The sequence below is a fragment of the Lewinella sp. IMCC34183 genome (genome assembly GCF_003390915.1).
Classification (GTDB): domain Bacteria; phylum Bacteroidota; class Bacteroidia; order Chitinophagales; family Saprospiraceae; genus Neolewinella.
This window is the reverse complement of record NZ_QMEM01000003.1, coordinates 258,289-275,367: the sequence shown is the minus strand read 5'-3', so window position 1 is coordinate 275,367 and position 17,079 is coordinate 258,289. Positions and strand designations below refer to the sequence as shown.

Annotated in this window: 16 protein-coding genes; 11 read left to right on the top strand and 5 right to left on the bottom strand. The window is 61.6% G+C overall.

Annotated features, from left to right (window positions below):
• Window positions 1-148 precede the first annotated feature (148 nt).
• Together DQG19_RS08680 and DQG19_RS08675 are read right to left on the bottom strand one after the other, a co-directional pair.
• On the bottom strand, window positions 149-1,294 hold the full coding sequence (locus DQG19_RS08680; RefSeq protein WP_116125867.1) for a Gfo/Idh/MocA family protein: 1,146 nt from the start codon (window positions 1,292-1,294) through the stop codon (window positions 149-151).
• A 63-nt stretch (window positions 1,295-1,357) separates the two neighbouring features.
• The gene (locus DQG19_RS08675; RefSeq protein WP_116125866.1) at window positions 1,358-3,616 is read right to left on the bottom strand and encodes a S9 family peptidase; all 2,259 of its coding nucleotides are present in this window, start codon (window positions 3,614-3,616) and stop codon (window positions 1,358-1,360) included.
• A 243-nt stretch (window positions 3,617-3,859) separates the two neighbouring features.
• On the opposite strand from DQG19_RS08675, the gene DQG19_RS08670 reads away from it, so the two are divergent.
• The 3 genes from DQG19_RS08670 to DQG19_RS08660 all read left to right on the top strand — a co-directional run bounded on the left by DQG19_RS08670 (window position 3,860) and on the right by DQG19_RS08660 (window position 5,592).
• Window positions 3,860-4,261 (top strand): nuclear transport factor 2 family protein, encoded by a 402-nt coding sequence (locus DQG19_RS08670; RefSeq protein WP_116125865.1) that lies wholly within the window; start codon window positions 3,860-3,862, stop codon window positions 4,259-4,261.
• 95 nt (window positions 4,262-4,356) lie between these two features.
• Window positions 4,357-4,872, top strand: coding sequence for a DUF3124 domain-containing protein (locus DQG19_RS08665; protein ID WP_116125864.1), 516 nt, complete (start codon window positions 4,357-4,359; stop codon window positions 4,870-4,872).
• A gap of 60 nt (window positions 4,873-4,932) precedes the next feature.
• Entirely contained in the window at window positions 4,933-5,592 is a 660-nt protein-coding gene (locus DQG19_RS08660) for a Crp/Fnr family transcriptional regulator (protein WP_116125863.1), read from the top strand.
• Here the strand turns inward: DQG19_RS08660 and DQG19_RS08655 are convergent.
• Entirely contained in the window at window positions 5,573-5,830 is a 258-nt protein-coding gene (locus DQG19_RS08655; protein WP_116125862.1) for a DUF202 domain-containing protein, read from the bottom strand. The genes DQG19_RS08660 and DQG19_RS08655 overlap by 20 nt on opposite strands.
• A gap of 112 nt (window positions 5,831-5,942) precedes the next feature.
• Here DQG19_RS08655 and DQG19_RS08650 point away from each other — a divergent pair, with 112 nt between their 5' ends.
• From DQG19_RS08650 to DQG19_RS08615, 8 genes are all read left to right on the top strand, one after another.
• Window positions 5,943-6,545 (top strand): YeeE/YedE family protein, encoded by a 603-nt coding sequence (locus tag DQG19_RS08650; RefSeq protein ID WP_116125861.1) that lies wholly within the window; start codon window positions 5,943-5,945, stop codon window positions 6,543-6,545.
• 5 nt (window positions 6,546-6,550) lie between these two features.
• Window positions 6,551-6,964 carry a DUF6691 family protein gene (locus DQG19_RS08645; protein ID WP_116125860.1) on the top strand — a complete coding sequence of 138 codons (414 nt, stop codon included), beginning with the start codon at window positions 6,551-6,553 and terminating at the stop codon, window positions 6,962-6,964.
• A 48-nt stretch (window positions 6,965-7,012) separates the two neighbouring features.
• Window positions 7,013-8,350: an MBL fold metallo-hydrolase gene (locus DQG19_RS08640; RefSeq protein ID WP_116125859.1), complete on the top strand. Its 1,338-nt coding sequence runs from the start codon at window positions 7,013-7,015 to the stop codon at window positions 8,348-8,350.
• 1,476 nt (window positions 8,351-9,826) lie between these two features.
• Window positions 9,827-10,441: a TlpA family protein disulfide reductase gene (locus DQG19_RS08635; RefSeq protein WP_116125858.1), complete on the top strand. Its 615-nt coding sequence runs from the start codon at window positions 9,827-9,829 to the stop codon at window positions 10,439-10,441.
• A 210-nt stretch (window positions 10,442-10,651) separates the two neighbouring features.
• Complete coding sequence (locus DQG19_RS08630; RefSeq protein ID WP_116125857.1) at window positions 10,652-12,034, top strand: cytochrome ubiquinol oxidase subunit I; 1,383 nt, start codon at window positions 10,652-10,654, stop codon at window positions 12,032-12,034.
• Between the two features lie 34 nt (window positions 12,035-12,068).
• Window positions 12,069-13,172, top strand: a complete 1,104-nt coding sequence (gene cydB, locus DQG19_RS08625) for a cytochrome d ubiquinol oxidase subunit II (RefSeq protein WP_116125856.1) — start codon at window positions 12,069-12,071, stop codon at window positions 13,170-13,172.
• Between the two features lie 171 nt (window positions 13,173-13,343).
• On the top strand, window positions 13,344-13,991 hold the full coding sequence (locus tag DQG19_RS08620; RefSeq protein ID WP_116125855.1) for a Crp/Fnr family transcriptional regulator: 648 nt from the start codon (window positions 13,344-13,346) through the stop codon (window positions 13,989-13,991).
• A gap of 528 nt (window positions 13,992-14,519) precedes the next feature.
• Window positions 14,520-15,158 (top strand): SET domain-containing protein, encoded by a 639-nt coding sequence (locus tag DQG19_RS08615; RefSeq protein WP_116125854.1) that lies wholly within the window; start codon window positions 14,520-14,522, stop codon window positions 15,156-15,158.
• Between the two features lie 31 nt (window positions 15,159-15,189).
• Here DQG19_RS08615 and DQG19_RS08610 read toward each other — a convergent pair whose 3' ends face one another.
• On the bottom strand, window positions 15,190-15,588 hold the full coding sequence (locus tag DQG19_RS08610; protein ID WP_116125853.1) for a DUF2809 domain-containing protein: 399 nt from the start codon (window positions 15,586-15,588) through the stop codon (window positions 15,190-15,192).
• Window positions 15,589-15,798: 210 nt separating this feature from the next.
• Window positions 15,799-16,851 (bottom strand): succinylglutamate desuccinylase/aspartoacylase family protein, encoded by a 1,053-nt coding sequence (locus DQG19_RS08605; protein WP_116125852.1) that lies wholly within the window; start codon window positions 16,849-16,851, stop codon window positions 15,799-15,801.
• Between the last annotated feature and the right edge of the window lie 228 nt (window positions 16,852-17,079).

The window sequence follows — 17,079 nt, the reverse complement described above, 5'->3', positions numbered from 1 at the left end:
TAGGGAATGAAGGACTGAAGGACTGAAGGACTGAAGGAGTAAGGGATTGGTGGGGTGATGGAATGAGGGATTGAAGGGGCTGGGGGTCCAGGGTGAAGCAACGGTCACGCCCGCTCTTTCTCCCACAGCCCCTTCGGTTACTCGTTCCCTAGAGTGCAACCCAGCCCTGCTTCTCGTGGCTTTCCAGGATGGCGTCGCACAGGACCAGTTCCCGGTGGCCGTCCTCGAAGCTGGCGTAGAGCGACTCGCCGGCGGGGGTATTGCCGAGGATATCGTTGTAAAAGGCGCGGAAGCACTGCTTGAAGGTGTCGGGGAAGCCTTCATTGTGGCCGCCGGGGTAGTTCACGTAGGGGGCGGCGGTGCCGGTCATGAGGCCGGGGTCCTTCATGAGGAGTTGGTTGGCTTCGCCGCGCTTGCCGATGAGGAGCTCGTTGGGGCGCTCGGAGTTCCACTCATAGGCGGCCTGCTGGGTGGCGATGTCGTACTTCAGCTGGTTCTTGTGGCCGGCGCTGATCTGGCTGACGAAGAGCTGGCCGCGGGCGCCGCCCCTGAACTTGAAGAGGATGCTGGCGCAGTCGTCGGTGGTCACGTCGATGGTCTCGGTGGCCTGCTCCTTTTCGGCGTCGTTGGTGAAGGAGGATACTTCGCCGATGGGCCGCTTGCGCTGCTTGTGGACGGTGGTGAGGTCGGCCAGCACGGCTTCGGCTTCGAGGCCGGTGAGGAAGTGGACCAGGTCGAGCCAGTGGGTGCCGATGTCGCTGACGGCCCGCAGCGCGCCGCCCTGTTCGGCCAGTACGCGCCAGTTGTAGTCGGTGTCGTAGAGGAGCCAGTCCTGCATGTAGCTGCCGGTGACGGCGAAGATGCGGGTATCGGCGGCGGCCAGGCGGTCCTTGACCTCCAGGTTGATGGGGTAGAAGCGGAGGTTGTAGTTCACCCCGCATTTCAGGTTACTGTTCTTGGCCAGCTCGAGCAGCTCGGCGCCCTCCTTGGAGGTCATCGCGAGGGGCTTCTCGCACATCACGTGCTTGCCGGCGGCGAGGGCTTTCTTGACCATGCTGTAGTGCAGCACGTTGGGTACGGCCAGGTGGACGGCGTCGATCTCATCGTCGGCCAGCAGCTCCTCGTAGGAGCCGTAGGGGTGGTCGAGGTTGAGTTGCTTGCAGGCCGACTGGGATTCGGCCAGGTCCTTACCGAGAAGCCCCTTGACGCGAATCCCCAGGCGGCGGATGCCTTCGACGTGAACGGGTCCGATGAATCCGGCGCCGGCAACGGCTACGGTGAGCGAGTTAAACATAGATGAAGTCGTTCGTATGGTGAGGCTGCCAATATAGCAAAGGGTCGGTAGTACGACCCCGGGCTACTGCGCCGCGCCGTTGAGGGGCGTGTGCTCCAGCAGGTAATCGGTGATGAGGGTGTAGAGATGGCGGCGGGTGTTCGTCCCCTCGCTGATGCCGTGCGAACGGTTGGGATAGATCATCAGGTCAAACTGCTTGTTCCGGCGGATCAGCTCGTTGATGAGCAGCTCGGCACTCTGGTAGTGGACGTTGTCGTCGGCCGTCCCGTGGATCAGCAGCAAGTTGCCCGCCAGCCCGCCGGCGTGGGTGACCGGGCTGCCCGCCACGAAGTCTTCGCGGTTTTCGCTCGGCAGGCCCATATAGCGCTCCTGGTAGATGTTGTCGTAAATCAACTGGTCGGAGACGGCCGCCACGGCCACGCCCGTACCGTAGATGTCGGGGTAGCGAAATAGCAGATTGAGCGTCATCGAGCCACCGCCGCTCCACCCCCAGACGGCCACCCGGCTGCTGTCCAAGTAGGGGAGCTTGAGCAACTCGCGCGCGGCCAGTGCCTGGTCGCGGGTGTTGATGACGCCGACCTTCCGGTAGATGCTCTTGCGCCATTCGCTGCCGCGTAGGCTGGGCGTGCCGCGATTGTCCATGTTCACGATTACGTAGCCCCGCTGGGCCATCATAATGTCCCAGAGCCCGATGGGCCCGTCGAGTGCTACCTGTCCCCAGGGCTCGCCGTAGACGTGGAACAGCACCGGGTACGTGCGGGTGGAATCAAAGTCTACGGGATAGGTGGTCCGAACGTCCGTGGTGATCCCATCGGACGTAGTCACTTCCGAAAAGCGTGTTACGGGTAGGGCCAGCCCCGCCAGCGCGGCCCGGTAGGCGGCGTTATCGACCAGCACGTCGATGGTTCGGTGGCCGGGCAGTTCAACGAGCCGCACCGTGGGGGCCTCGGTCACGCTCTGGTGGGTGTGCAGGGCGTAGCGGCCGTTGGGTGCTACGTCATATCCATTCAGGCCGCCGTAGCGCTGGGGCGTGACCCGCAGGGTGTCCCCCCGCCCGGCCAGGTCGGTGCGGTAGAGGTAGCGCCGGGTAGCATTTTTTGGAGAGGCGACGAAGTACAGGGAATCGCGGGTGGCGGTACGGAGGGAGGCCACGTCGTAGTCGCCCGGCGTCACCAGCCGTTGCTGCCCGGTGGTGATATCGACGTGGTAGACGTGCCGCCAGCCGTCGGACTCCGTCATGCGGAGAAAGGCCGAACCGTCGTCGACCAGCGGCAGGTCGTTGTTGCCCCAGCTGTTGGCGGAAATGTCGGGGTAACCGAGGTCTACCCAGGTGTCCTCGGTCTCAGTGTACACGCGGCGCAGGTCGCTATCGGAGGGGCGGTAGGCCCAGACCGTAAGCTCGTTCTGGTGGCGGTTGAGTTGCTGAATCAGGAGCAGGTCGTCGTTGACCCACTGCAGGCCGGGCAGGTAGTTGTCGCGCTCCCCGCCGGGTACGGGTATCCAGTGCGTCCGGTCGGTGGTCAGGTCGATAAGGCCGATCCGGGCCGCGGAGGGAGACTGACCCACCTTGGGATACCGCAGCGGGATGGGACGGGAGTAGATCGAATCGGTGTTGTTGATCATGTAAAAGGTGCCCGTCTCGGAGGCGTCGAGGTGCCAGTAGGCGAGGTAGCGATCGTCCGGACTCAGGCGGAAGCCGTCGCGCTTACCGAACTCTTCCTCGTACACCCAGTCGAACGTGCCGTTGATGAGGTCGCCCGTACCGTCGTGGGTCAGTGCGGTGGTTTCTCCGGTGCGGTAGTCTTCCCGGTATAGGTTGAAGTCGTGCACGTAGTAGGCGTAGCGGCTGTCGGAGGAAAACTTGGCAAACATCAGCGAGGAAGCTGGAAATGCCGTGCCCAGCTGGCGCAGCGTGCCGGTGGTGCGGTCGTAGACCCAGTAATCGCCCTTCGTATTTGAGCGCCAGACGCGACGGGAATTGGTGAACAGCAGCACCTGGCTGCCGTCGGGGGAGAGGGAAAAATCTTCGATCGCCATGGGACCGCTATCCAGCCTTAACTGTTCGGCACCCAGGTACACGGAGCGGTCCCGGTCCCGGCTGCGGTAGCGCACCAGCTCATCGGCCCCGTCGCGCTGCTCGATGGTCACGTAGGCTTCGCCGCCGTCGATCCAGGAGATGGGCCGCGCGTAATCTTGGCGAAACTCGCCGGAGTAGATGCGGTCCAGCGTGAGCAAGCTATCCGGGGTTGCGGTCTGGGCGGCCAGGCAGATCGGGCCGAGGGCAGCCAGCAGGAGTCCGAGGAGGGTGGGGTAGCGAAGCATAAGCGGGGTTCGGGGGGGTAGTAGCGAAGCCGAACATACGAAATTGCTGCCCGGTCCGGCGCCGCGCCTTTTTTGGCTACTCATCCGAATTGTCGGGGCTGCCGGCGCCGGTCGGCCCGCTACTGTCCGCGGCTTACTTCGTCGGTACCGGGCGGTTACTGGAGCAGTGACTACCGGACAACGTGCCCGACCGGGGTAGCTTTATTCCGGATAATTATCTTGGTTGGTCAAACTTCCCCGGCTATGCGCTACCTATTGCTTCTCCTATTCGCTTTGCCCGCCGTGGCCCCGGCTCAGTCCCCGTCCGACCCCTACGCCGTAGTGACGCCGGTTCAGACCCAGCTGGACGGCTACAATACCGGCAATCTGGAACTCTTTCTCAGTGCCTACGCTGACTCGGTGAAGATCTACGCCTACCCCGACGAGTTGCAGGGGCAGGGCAAGGAAGCCATGCGCGACACCTACGGCCGCATGTTCGAGCGACTGCCCGACCTGCAGTGCCGCCTCGTGAGCCGGATGGTGATGGGCAACCGCGTCCTGGACCACGAAAGCGTGCGGCGGACGCCGGGTGATGCTCCGTTGGAGGTCATCGCCATCTATACGGTCGAGGGGGGACTGATCACCGAGGTGCGTTTCATGAGGTAGGTGCCTACCTTCCCCGCGGTTCGCGAAGCGCCCCCGCACCCGCGGCCCCGCCCGCCGCTGCCGCCGCGCCCCACCGAAATACCTACCTTCGTAGCATGCACCGACTCATCCGCCTCCTGCCGGTTCTCTTCCTGTTTTTGCTGGCCTGCGAAGCGCAGGAGCAGGAGATCAGCTCCGTAGATCCTACCAACTGGGCCGCCCGCCGCGCGACCCTGCCCGTGGGGGACTCGCTTACGCGGGGGGAAACCTACCTGTCGAGCTACTCCCAGATCTATACCGAGTCGGAGCACCGCACCTTCGACCTGACGGGCACCATCAGCATCCGCAACATCAACCTGCGGGATACGATCTACCTCACCAGCGCCAACTACTACGGTACGGGTGGCGAGCTGGTACGCAACTACTTCGCCGATCCGATCTATCTGCGGCCGCAGGAGACGGTGGCCATCATCATCGACAACCACGACCGGGAAGGCGGCACGGGAGATAACTTCTACTTCGAGTGGGCGGTACCGGCGGGACTGCACGAGCCACTGCTGGAGGGGGTATTCATCTCCACTTACGGGCAGCAGGGGATTTCGTTCACGACGCGGGGGGTGCGGGTCAGGTAGGGTGGGGCCGCCGGAAAACCGGTACCCACGGTGGGGCGTTGTCCGGCAACAACCCCGCCCATGGAAGATAAACTCACCACCGAAGAGGTACAGCAGTACTTCCCCGACTTTACCGAACCCGGCCTGTTGCAGGTCATTGCCGACCAGGGCCGGGTCCGCTACTTCCGGGAGGGGGAGGTGATCCTGGATTACGGCAGTTACGTCCGTATGCTGCCGCTTATCCTCACGGGCACCATCAAGGTGAGCCGCCTGGGCGAGGACGGGGCCGAGCTCTTCCTCTACTACCTGACGCGGGGCGAAAGTTGCACGATGACTTTTTCGTGTTGTATTTCCGACAAGCGGAGCCAGATCCGCGCCGTAGCCGAGGAAAACACCACCCTGCTGGCCCTGCCCCAGCAGCGGCTTGACGAGTGGATGATGCGGTACAAGAGCTGGAAGAACTTCGTCATGCAGGCCTACGACCAGCGAATGCGGGAACTGATCCGGACCATCGACCAGGTCACGTTCAATCAGCTCGACGTGCGGCTCGGCGACTACGTGCGCCGACGGGCCAAGGTCCGGGGCGACCGCACCATCCAGACCACCCACCAAGAGATCGCGGACGACCTGCACGTCAGCCGTGAGGCGGTTTCCCGTCTTCTCAAGGCCCTCGAGCACCGAGGGGAGATCGAGCTAAGCCGTAACCAGATCCGGCTGCTGGCTACTGGTACAGGCGGGTGATTTTGCCCTTCATGCGCAGGTAATTGATGAGGCCGATGACGGCCGCCCCGATACCGAAACCGATGGCCACCCAACCGAGCCAGAAGAGGTCGGGATTCTTGATCAGGTTGAAGATGCCGATGCCGGTAAAGCAGAGGTACATGCCGGTGCGGGTGAAGGCGAGCAGCGTCCGCTGATTGGCCAGGTGGGTGCGGTCGAGGGCGAGGCGGTCGGTGAGGCCCAGGTCTTGTTCGGTCATACGGCAGAGGTTGTTCTGCAAAATTAAGGCCGGATAAATCCAGCTGTGTGATGCGGATCACGTACCGGGAAAATGGCATCCCGGACCTTTGCGGTACAGAACGAAATCACTTATGCCCCACTTATTTTTAGCCTCATTCTATACCCTGGTTTCCGGGCCCTGGCACTGGTCCGTCAGCGGAGCGGTGATCGCCGCCGTGATGTTCCTGCCGCTCTACGCCGGTAAGGAATTCGGCGTGTCCTCCAACCTGCGCACCGCCTGTACCCTCGCGGGGGCGGGGCGGAAGTACGCCTTCTTTGACATCGACTGGCGGGCCCAGCGCTGGAACCTGCTCTTCGTGGCCGGTTCCGTACTGGGCGGCTTTCTGGCCTTCTACGTTTTTCCCTCCCCGGAGCCGGTAGAGATCTCCGCCGCGACGGTGGATTACCTTCATTCGGTCGGTATCAGCGGCCCGGGGGAAACGGCGGGGTCCTCCTTCGTGCCGGCCGAGCTCTTTTCCCTCGGCACCCTGTTTACCCTGCGGACCCTCGTGGTCGTCGTCCTGGGTGGGTTTCTCGTCGGCTTCGGTGCCCGCTGGGCGGGGGGCTGCACCAGCGGACACGCCATCAGCGGCCTGTCCAACCTGCAGCTGCCCTCGCTGCTGGCGGTCGTCGGTTTCTTCATCGGCGGGCTAGCCATGAGCTGGTTCTTCCTTCCCCTAATTCTTCAACTCTGATCCCCATGCGCTACCTCTCTTATATCCTCATCGGCACTCTCTTCGGGTTCGTAATGACGAAGTCCGAGGCCATTTCCTGGTACCGCATCCAGGAGATGTTCCGCTTCGAAAGCTTCCACATGTACGGCATCATCGGCACGGCCGTGGTGCTGGGCATCCTCGGCGTAGCCCTGGCCAAGCGCTTCGGCTGGACCGCCATTCACGGACGGGAGCTCCGCCTTAACCCTAAAAACCTGAGCGTACCCCGCTACCTCTTCGGGGGCATCCTCTTCGGACTCGGCTGGGCCCTCACGGGTGCCTGCCCCGGGCCGATGTTCACCCTGCTGGGACAGGGCATCTGGCTCATCGGCCTGGTGCTGCTTAGCGCTACCCTGGGCACCTTTACCTACGGGGTGGTCCGGGAGCGGCTTCCCCACTAATTCGCCCGCTCGCCCGCTAACCTTATCTTACCAATCTACCCTATCAACATGAATATCAAGCAATTCTTCGACGACGGACTGGCCCATGCCTCCTATATAGTTACTGATAGCAAGCAGGCCGTGGTGATCGATCCGGCCCGCGACCCGCAACCCTACTACGACTACCTCAAGGAGCAGGGAGCGGAGCTGACCGCCATCATCGAGACCCACCCGCACGCGGACTTCGTGTCCGCCCATCTGGAAATGCACGAGACCACGCAGGCGCCCATCCTGGTCAGCCAAAGGGTGAAGGCAGGCTACCCCCACCGGGCCTTTGACGGAGGTGCCACCTTCGATCTGGGCGAATGCACCCTGACGGCCCTCGATACGCCGGGCCACTCTCCGGACGGCATCAGCATCCTGCTGACGGACGCGGAAGGGAAACAGCGCGCGGTCTTCACCGGGGACACCCTATTTGTCGGTGACGTCGGCCGCCCCGACCTCCGGGAATCCGGCGGGGAGGCCGACAGCAAGAAGGAGCGGCTGGCCCGGGATATGTACCACAGCCTGCGCGAAAAACTGATGCCCCTGGACCCGGATACGGAAGTGTACCCCGCCCACGGTGCCGGCAGTCTCTGCGGCAAGGGCATGAGTGACGAGCGTAGCAGCACCATCGGGAAGGAATTACGGACGAACCCCGCCCTGCAGGAGATGTCGGAAGACGACTTCGTCGACTGGCTCCTCGCCGACCAGCCGTTCGTGCCGAAGTACTTCCCCTACGACGTGGAGGTCAACAAGCGGGGCGCCCCCAACCTTACGAAGGCGCTGGACGGGGTCGTCCGGAAGGATTACGGCTTTTCCCCGGAGAAGGGAACCGTGGTCATCGATACCCGCGACGAGGCCACCTTCAAGCTCGATCACCTAGCGGGCGCCCTCAATATCCAGGACGGTGGCAAGTTCGAAACCTGGCTCGGTGCCCTGGTGGCGCCGCGCACCCCCTTCTACCTGGTGGCCAAGGACAGCAACGCCCTCGATACCGTCATTGCCAAGGCCGCCAAGATCGGCTATGAGCCCTTCATCAAGGCCGCCTTCCCCCAGCGGGAAGCCGCGCTGGATGCCGCCCTGTCGCCCATCGACCTGGCCGATTTCCGGGAGCATCCCGCTAGCTACACCATTGTCGACGTCCGCAATGCGAGTGAGGTGGAGAAGGGTAAGTTCTTTTCCTGGGCGATTGCCATTCCGCTGCCCGAATTGCTAGACCGGGTGGAGGAGATCCCTTCAGATAAGCCGGTGGTGGTGCACTGTGCGGGGGGGTACCGTTCGGCTATCGCGGCTAGTATTGTGGCGGCTAAGACGGGTGACGTGGAAGTGTATGACCTTAGTGAGGCGGTCAAGGAGTTTCAATAAGGGAGACGGGGTACGGAGCAGGAGCGTCGGTTGCTGGTGGTGGCAGCGGAATGGTTTGGTCCATCCGGTTGATGATGCTTTTCGGAGGGTCAGTTTAGGATGCGTGCACGGAATCTACGGGCATTAGGCTTGATCTTTTGGTTCTTTTCTTTTACGAGATTAGAACGGAGCTTGAACAGCGGGACAGGGTTTCACGCAGATCGCCTGCGGCGTCACGGAGGCGCTACGCTTACACACAGATTTTCGCCGGGCTGATATTGGCTTACACTTACAAGGCATAGGTCTGTACAAGTCTTGGTGGGTTACCGCAACAAAAGGTTTACCACAGATCGCCTGCGGCTAATCACAGATTCGCTTCGCTCGGGCACAGATAGCCACAGATTCCCGCAGGGCTGATGCGAGGCGCGCAATGCTGATGCGTGATTACACAGATTGGGCCGGACCTGCGGTTCGCCCGCGGTACTGACGCACATTGCCATAAGCGAACGGCATCCTCTGCATGACCAATTGGCACAAAACTTACTAAAGCCACACGTGGTTTGTACCACCCGCCCTTGCGAACGCCCGGGGGCCGGGCCCCGAACCGGCGTGAAAAAACCTGCACTGTTTGAGCCGGTACGGGCACCAAGGTGCCTGGTCAGCAGCAACGGGGAGCGTATCTGATCGAAGCCGGTAGCGCCCACGCGAGTTTGCAGGTTTTAGCCGGTTTGGGGTTTGGATCCCGAAGAGGCGGGCGCACAGGCTTGATCTTTTGGTTCTTTTCTATCAAGAGAAAAGAACGAAGGGCAGCCGGTGGGATAGGGTTTCACGCAGATCGCCTGCGGCGTCACGGAGGCGCTACGCTTACACACAGATTTTCGCCGGGCTGATATTGGCTTACACTTACAAGGCATAGGTCTGTACAAGTCTTGGTGGGTTACCGCAACAAAAGGTTTACCACAGATCGCCTGCGGCTAATCACAGATTCGCTTCGCTCGGGCACAGATAGCCACAGATTCCCGCAGGGCTGATGCGAGGCGCGCAATGCTGATGCGTGATTACACAGATTGGGCCGGACCTGAGGTTCGCCCGCGGTACTGACGCACATTGCCATAAGCGAACGGCATCCTCTACATGACCAATTGGCACAAAACTTACTAAAGCCACACGTGGTTTGTACCACCCGCCCTTGCGAACGCCCGGGGGCCGGACCCCCAAGAGGCGGGCGCACAGGCTTGATCTTTTGGTTCTTTTCTATCAAGAGAAAAGAACGAAGGGCAGCCGGTGGGATAGGGTTTCACGCAGATCGCCTGCGGCGTCACAGAGGCGCTGCGCTTCGGCACAGATTTTCGCAGATTCCCGCATAACTGAAGCAGTAGCCCGCAGTACTGAAAATGGATTACGCGGATAGGGCCCGACCTGCGGTCCGCCCGCGGTAGTAAGCTACTCTGCCAGAGGCACCATCGTACTGCAGCGCGCAGTTCCTAACTTTGAGCGATGCTTGCAAAACTGAGGTGGGTGCTGGACTCCTGGTGGTTTCCCATCGTACTCGTTGGAGGACTATACCTGACGGGGCTGCATACGCCGGTGATGGCTTTCCTGCAGCGGGGGATATTGGCTACCGGTCTTTTCCAGCCGGATACGGACGGGCCCGACCCAGGTGCGGAGGAGCGTGTGCCTACTGTAAAACTGGATTTCCACATGGTCGATGCTGACGGGCGCAGTGTGGACGCAGGTGACCTGACGGGTAAGGTAGTTTTCCTCAACCTCTGGGCCAGCTGGTGCCCGCCCTGCCTAGCGGAAATGCCCAACATCAATGCGCTCTACGCGGATTACGCGGGAGACGAACGGGTTGCTTTCGTGCTTCTGAACGTGGAGGCCGATTTTACCAAGGGAGTAGACTATGTACGCCGGCACGGTTACGACTTCCCCGTTTATCATTTGCGGGGTAATCTGCCGGAGGAACTCCGATCCGGGACCCTCCCTACGACCTACGTGATCTCGCCCGACGGGGAGGTGGTGGTGGCCCATGAGGGGATGGCCCGCTACGATACCCGGAAGTTCCGGGCACTGCTGAACGGATTGCGTTCACTACCGCGGGAGGCGGAATAGGATCGCGAATCGGGGTGGGAATCCTTGTCGTAGCGGCCGGTTTTGCGGGCGATAAACCCGGATTGAGGGGGATACAAACTATCCATTGCACCCGCGCTTCGACGCCTCTAAAAGTTGCCGAAAGGCCCAAATCTATACGCGGTATAAAGTAGCTGGCTCACCTCATTTCGGCTTTCGGTACGCCCTAAATTCGTCCTAAACCTCTAGATCATGGATGTCGAAGTACTCGCCCGCCTCCAGTTTGCCTTCACAATTGCTTTTCACTATATCTATCCGCCGCTGAGTATCGGGCTGGGATTACTGATGGTGATAATGGAGGGGCTGTACCTGCGCACCGGGAAGAAGGTCTACGAGACGATGTGCCGCTTCTGGACCCGGATCTTCGCCCTGACCTTCGGCATCGGCGTGGCGACGGGCATCGTGATGGAATTTGAATTCGGGACGAACTGGGCGACCTACTCCCGCTACGTGGGCGACATCTTCGGCAGTGCCCTGGCCGCGGAGGGCATCTTCGCCTTCGCCCTCGAATCCGGTTTTCTGGGCGTGCTACTCTTTGGTTGGAACCGGGTAAGTTCGCGGGTACACTTCATCGCTACGGTAGGTGTATTCTTGGGGTCCATGTTCTCGGCCATCTGGATCACGGTGGCCAATAGCTGGATGCAGACCCCGGCGGGTTACCACATCGTGGGGGAGGGGATGGAGGCCCGGGCCGAGATCGTCGACTTCTGGGCCATGGTATTTAATCCGAGCAGCATGGACCGGCTGAGCCACGTCTGGATCGGCGCCTTCCTGGCCGGGACTTTCCTGGTGCTGAGCGTCCATGCGTACTACCTGATCCGGGGACGGTACGTCGACCTGTCGCGCAAGGCCTTCAAGATCGCGCTCGTGGTCGCGACCGTCTTCAGCCTAAGCCAGCTCTTCACCGGGCACCGGAATGCCGACATGGTGGGCGAGCACCAGCCCGCGAAGCTGGCGGCCATGGAGGGCCACTGGGAGGCTTCGGCCCCCGCCGACCTCTACGTACTGGGTTGGGTGGACGAGGAAACGGAAACCACCGCGGGGCTCGGGGTACCCGGCGGGCTAGGGTTCATGCTCGAGCAGGACTTCGATGCACCCGTCACGGGGCTACAGGCCTTTCCGGAGGCGGACCGGCCGGAGCGCATCAACGCCATCTTTCAGTTTTATCACATCATGGTCGCCATCGGTATGGCGCTGATCGGGCTGACGCTGGCGGCCTGCTACTTCTGGTGGCGAGGCACGCTCTTCAAGCAGCGCTGGCTGCTGTGGGTATTCGTCTTGGCGGTCGTGCTGCCGCAGCTCGCCAATCAGTTTGGCTGGTACACCGCCGAAATGGGGCGGCAACCGTGGGTGGTTTACGGCCTGCTGCGCACCTCCGACGCGCTGTCCAATACCGTGACGGCCAACCAGGTGCTGTTCTCCCTCATCGGATTCACGCTGATCTATATTCTGCTGCTGACCCTCTTTATCTACCTGCTCAACAAAAAGATCAAGAAGGGCCCCTACGACGAAAGCGAGATCGACGACCGGCCGCTGCAGGAGGAGATGGCCCGGGTGGCCGGGGGGGAGATTTGATGACCTCCGCTTTTGTAATTAGTAACTGAATAGCATGAAAATTCTTTTCGCCCTAGTCCCTTTCCTATTCCTTACCGCCTGCGGTAATGACCCCGGGTCCGGCTATTCCACCATTGCCGGTATCGACTATCCGACGCTCTGGTTCCTGGTGGTGGGAGCCGTGTTTACGGGTTACGGTATCCTGGACGGCTTCGACTTGGGGGCGGGGGCGTGGCACTTATTCTTCCGCAAGGAGGAGAGCCGCCGGATCGCGCTGAACGCGGTCGGTCCGGTGTGGGACGGCAACGAGGTCTGGCTCGTAATTGGCGGCGGCACCCTCTTCGCGGGCTTCCCGGTGGTGTACGCCACGCTCTTTTCGGCCATGTACATACCGCTTATGCTGTTCCTCTTCGCGTTAATCTTCCGGGCCCTCAGTATCGAGTTTCGGAGCAAGGAGCCGATGCTGTGGTGGCGGAGCATGTGGGACGTGGCCTACAGCGTGTCGAGCGCCCTGCTGGCCTTTTCCCTGGGGGTCGTGCTGGGAAATGTCTTGTTGGGTATGCCCCTTAACGAGAATATGGAGTTTAGCGGCAACTGGCTGAGCTTCCTGAACCCCTTCGCGATCCTGGTGGGGCTCACGGCCTTGGCGCTGTTCATGATGCACGGGGCCATTTACCTGACGATGAAGACCGAGGGCCGGCTGTTTGCCCGGGTCAATACGCTGCTGCAGCGGTCCATCATCGCGTTCGTGTTGCTTTTCGTCCTGTTGACCGGTTACGTGTTGCTCTACATCCCGCACCTGTCGGACGGACTCAGGGCGAACCCGTTTCTGCTCATCGTGCCGGTACTTTCCATCCTCTCCATTGCCAATATCCCCCGGCTGGTCAGCAAGCAGCGGTACTTGCTGGCCTTCATCTTCAGTGCCCTTACGGTGGGCCTGCTGCTCATTACGGCGGCGATGGAACTGTACCCGGTCATCCTACTCGACAGTAGCGGCTCCGGCAACAACATCACGGTATACAACGGGGTGGCCTCCAACAAGTCGCTGGGCATCATGCTCACCTTCGTAGCTATCGGTGGCCCGCTGGCCATCGGGTACACGGCCTTCGTATACAAGACCTTCTGGGGCAAGGTGCGGCTGGACGAGCACAGTTATTAAGCGCCGGCGGTTTGGCGCCCGAAATGTTAAAGTGGCGTAGTTGCGAGCCGGAGGGGGGCAGGGGCGAACCCCGCCGGGCTACTGAGCTGGGGAAGGGGGCGGTCGCCGGGAGGGGTAGACGGGGTGGCAATCGGCGGCGGGTCAGCGCGTTATATAATCATACGCCTGATCATGACTACCCAACAACTTCCCCCGGACATCGGTGCCGGCTTTCCACAGTTTCGGGAACCCGGCCTGCGTGACCTGATTGCCGCCCACGGACGGGTCCATCACTTTTCGGCCGGAGCCACCCTTATCGACTTTGGCGACCCGCTCCGGATGATGCCGCTCGTGCTCGACGGCTCCATCAAGGTGAGCCGGCAGTCGGACGACGCCGCAGAGCTGTTCCTGTATTATCTCACTGCGGGTGAGAGCTGCGCCATGACCTTCGACTGCAGCCTGGCCGATAAACGCAGCGAGATCCGTGCCGTAGCGGAGGAAGATACCCGGATCCTCGGGTTGCCGCTTTCCCTGTTCGTCGACTGTATGCGCTTCGCCAGCTGGCAGCAGTTCGTTCTGCAGTCGTACTCGCGGCGGATGAACGAACTCATCTTCACCGTGGACCAGGTGGCCTTTTGTCAACTCGACGTACGCCTGCACGACTACCTCCGCAAGCGGGCGGCCCTGCGGGACGACCAGACCGTACACGCCACCCACCGCGACATTGCCAACGACTTGAACGTAAGCCGTGAGGCCGTTTCGCGGTTGCTCAAGATGCTCGAGCAGCGGGGCACGGTACAACTCGGGCGCAACCTGGTGCGACTCACGCCGGCGGCCTAAAGAAAATCCGGCTTCTGTGATCTGGATCACCACTTCCTGCGCACAACCCCCTTACCTTTGTGGGCCAAGGCGCAAACGACGCCGCAAAATATATCGCACCGGTTAGTTTAAGAGGCCAAGTTTATCCGAGATACCGTTGAACGTTCACTCGAAAAGCCGCAGGATTTCCTGCGGCTTTTTCGTTTTTCAGCCTTGGCGGAGCAAGAAAATCTAAAAGATTAGGTGTCGTGTGATCCAGATCACCGTTTCCCGGTATAGATGATCATACATTTGATGTATCAACGATTATGAGCGTATGTGTGTAGTCTTCTCTGCCTTATTATGTTAGCGTTTTCGAGATTTAATTTATGTGTGTAGGGTTAAAAAAGCCGCGGGTTGCTCCGCGGCTTTTTCCTTTTTCAGGCTTGTCGCCGTAGGTCCGACCGTTTTCTCCGTCCCGGGCCCGGGGAGGTGAAAAATTTTCACCCGGTATAGTTTGAAAGACTACTTTTAACCACCCGCGGCAACCAACCAACACCCGCGGTCCCGATGATCCATCCCAATACCCGCCTACAGTTTATCAACGACACCATCGGCTACGGCGTCTTCGCCACGGCCGACATTCCCGAAGGCACCATCGTTTACGTCAAGGACGGACTGGAGCTGGTCGTCACCCCCGAGGCCTACGCTAAGCACGAGGCCCCGATGCGGGAGGTGGTCGACAAGTACTCCTACATCGACGAGCACGGCGACCGCATCGTCAGCTGGGACTTCGCCAAGTACGTCAACCACTGCTGCAACTGCAACACCATCAGCACCGGCTACGGCTTCGAGATGGCCATCCGCCCCATCAAGGCCGGCGAGCAGATCACCGACGAGTACGGCATCTTCAACCTCGACGAGGAGATGGAGCTGACCTGCAACCAGCCGGGCTGCCGCAAGCGCATCGGTCCGGGCGACTTCGATAAGCACTACCCCGAGTGGGACAGCAAGATCAAGGACTCGATCGGTCACCTCTTCACCGTCGACCAGCCCCTGCTGAAGTACCTCACCGCCACCACCCAACGCGAACTCGGGGAGCTCAAGCGGGATCCCGGCGCCTACAAGTCCGTCTATGCCCTCAAGTACCACCGCAAACGGGTACCTACGGGCAGCGATAACCACGTGGGGGAACGGGTGGTGCGGTAATATTGCTCCCTTCGGAGGGGCTCACCGTGGATTAGGGCGCGGATTTTTGCGGATGAAACCGGCCCCTCCTCCACCAGCGGTCGAGTAGGTAAGCCGCCGCCACGCCGAGCGCATACATCAGCATGTCCAGCCAGCTGAAGCCCGTGCCGATCACGATCTCCGCCAGCCGGTTGCCGCTCAGTCCGAGCAGGTCCACGAGTTGAAAGGCCTGCCCGATCTCTACGGTGAAGGCAATAGCCAGGGTCACCCAGGCCACTACGGCCGGCGACCAGGTCAGGAACGATCGCAGGAAGTAGTAGATCAGGATGACGACCAGGAAGTCGCCGCCATAGGGGCGCAGGAAGGCGTCCCGCACGTAGAGGGCAATGAGCGTCTCTACCAGCAGGAGCACGCCGGTCAGGGCCAGGTAGACGGGGCGGAAGGTGAGCATGGTGGGGCAAAGGTAGGTTGCCGGGAGTGGTTGTTTTACCACAGGTCCGCCTGCGGCTTACGCGGATTTCGCGTCGCTCCGTCTTGGATTAGTACAGATCGGCTACGCCGCTACTCCGTGGTGATAGGCAAAATCTGGGTGAATCGGTGACATCAATCCGTGGCCATCCGTGGTAAAAAACCCCAAGCAATGCCGGAGGCCTAAACCTGGCTACTCAACCTGTCCGATGACGGCCATGGTTTCCCCCTTCCGGATGGGGGGCGTGCCGATCACCAGCAGGAGAACGCCGGCGGTGTCGGCAACTATTGTCTGGACGCGGGTACCGAAGTAGTCCGTGACGTAGCCGATCTCCATGCCCGCGGTGACGTATTCCCCCGCCCGCTTGGCGGGGTAGAAGATGCCATCCTGCGCGGCTTCCAGGTAGGAGCGGTCGGTGATGAAGGCCGGGGCGCCGACGGGGGTGGTATCCCGCGCGGCCGGCAGCATGTCCAGCGTTCGCAGCACCTGCGCGACGCCGCCGGCGATTCGGTCCACGAGCAGCGGTTCGGCGAGGCCCAGGCGACCGCACTCCACGTCGGCGGCTGGAATGCCCCGGCGGAAGGCCTCGGCGGAGCAGTAGAGGCTGGGGTGGTCGGGGCGCATATAGTCCTTACCGTCGGTATTGAAGCGGACGATGAAGTCGAAGCCCAGGGCGACGGCCATCGCGCGGCCCTGCTCGGAGGCTTCCGGCTGCCCGTCGTTGTCGTAGTAGGCGCCGTAGGGCATGAGGTCTTCCGGGGCATCGCCGCCGTGGAGGTCGAGGAAGTAGTCGGCCGAGGCGATGACGTGCGCGGTGATGAAGTGGGCGATGCGCTCGGTGAGGCTGCCATCCGGCCGGCCGGGAAAGCTGCGGTTGAGGTTGCGGCCGTCGAGGGGACTTACGAAGGGCGACCGCCCAAGGAAGCTCGGCAAGTTGGCGATGCGTACCAGGATGACGGTGCCGCGGAGGGTGTCGGGGTCGATAGTTTCCCCCAGCCGCTGCGCCGCCAGGATCGGCGGGTACTCGTAGCCGTGGACGCCGGCCGTGATGCTGAGGACCGGTCCGTCGGTAGCCCCGTGCAGGACCGTGATCGGGATCGTGGTGGCGGTATCGCCCGCGGCGACGGGGATGCTGAAGTCGCGGCGGCTACCGGCCGGGACGGACTCGCCGGCAAAGGAAAACGCAGACTGGGCCGGCAGGGCAGCGGCGAGGAACAGGACGAGGAGAGAGCAAACGAGGCGCACGGTAGGGGTATTGCGGGGTAGTAAATAGGGCCCAACGCCCCCCGGTACGGAAGGTTGCCCGCGCGCTAACCCCCCCTCCGCGTACCTTCGCGGACCTCAGTTCCTCTGCGTTACCCCTCTTTTCTCTCCGCCTACCTCTCCGTGGCACGTACGTGAAGCCCCCAGTATCGCCTCCGTGTTGACTCCGGAACCCGCGCAGCGGCCCAACCAAGTCTTTTTACTTTTGCA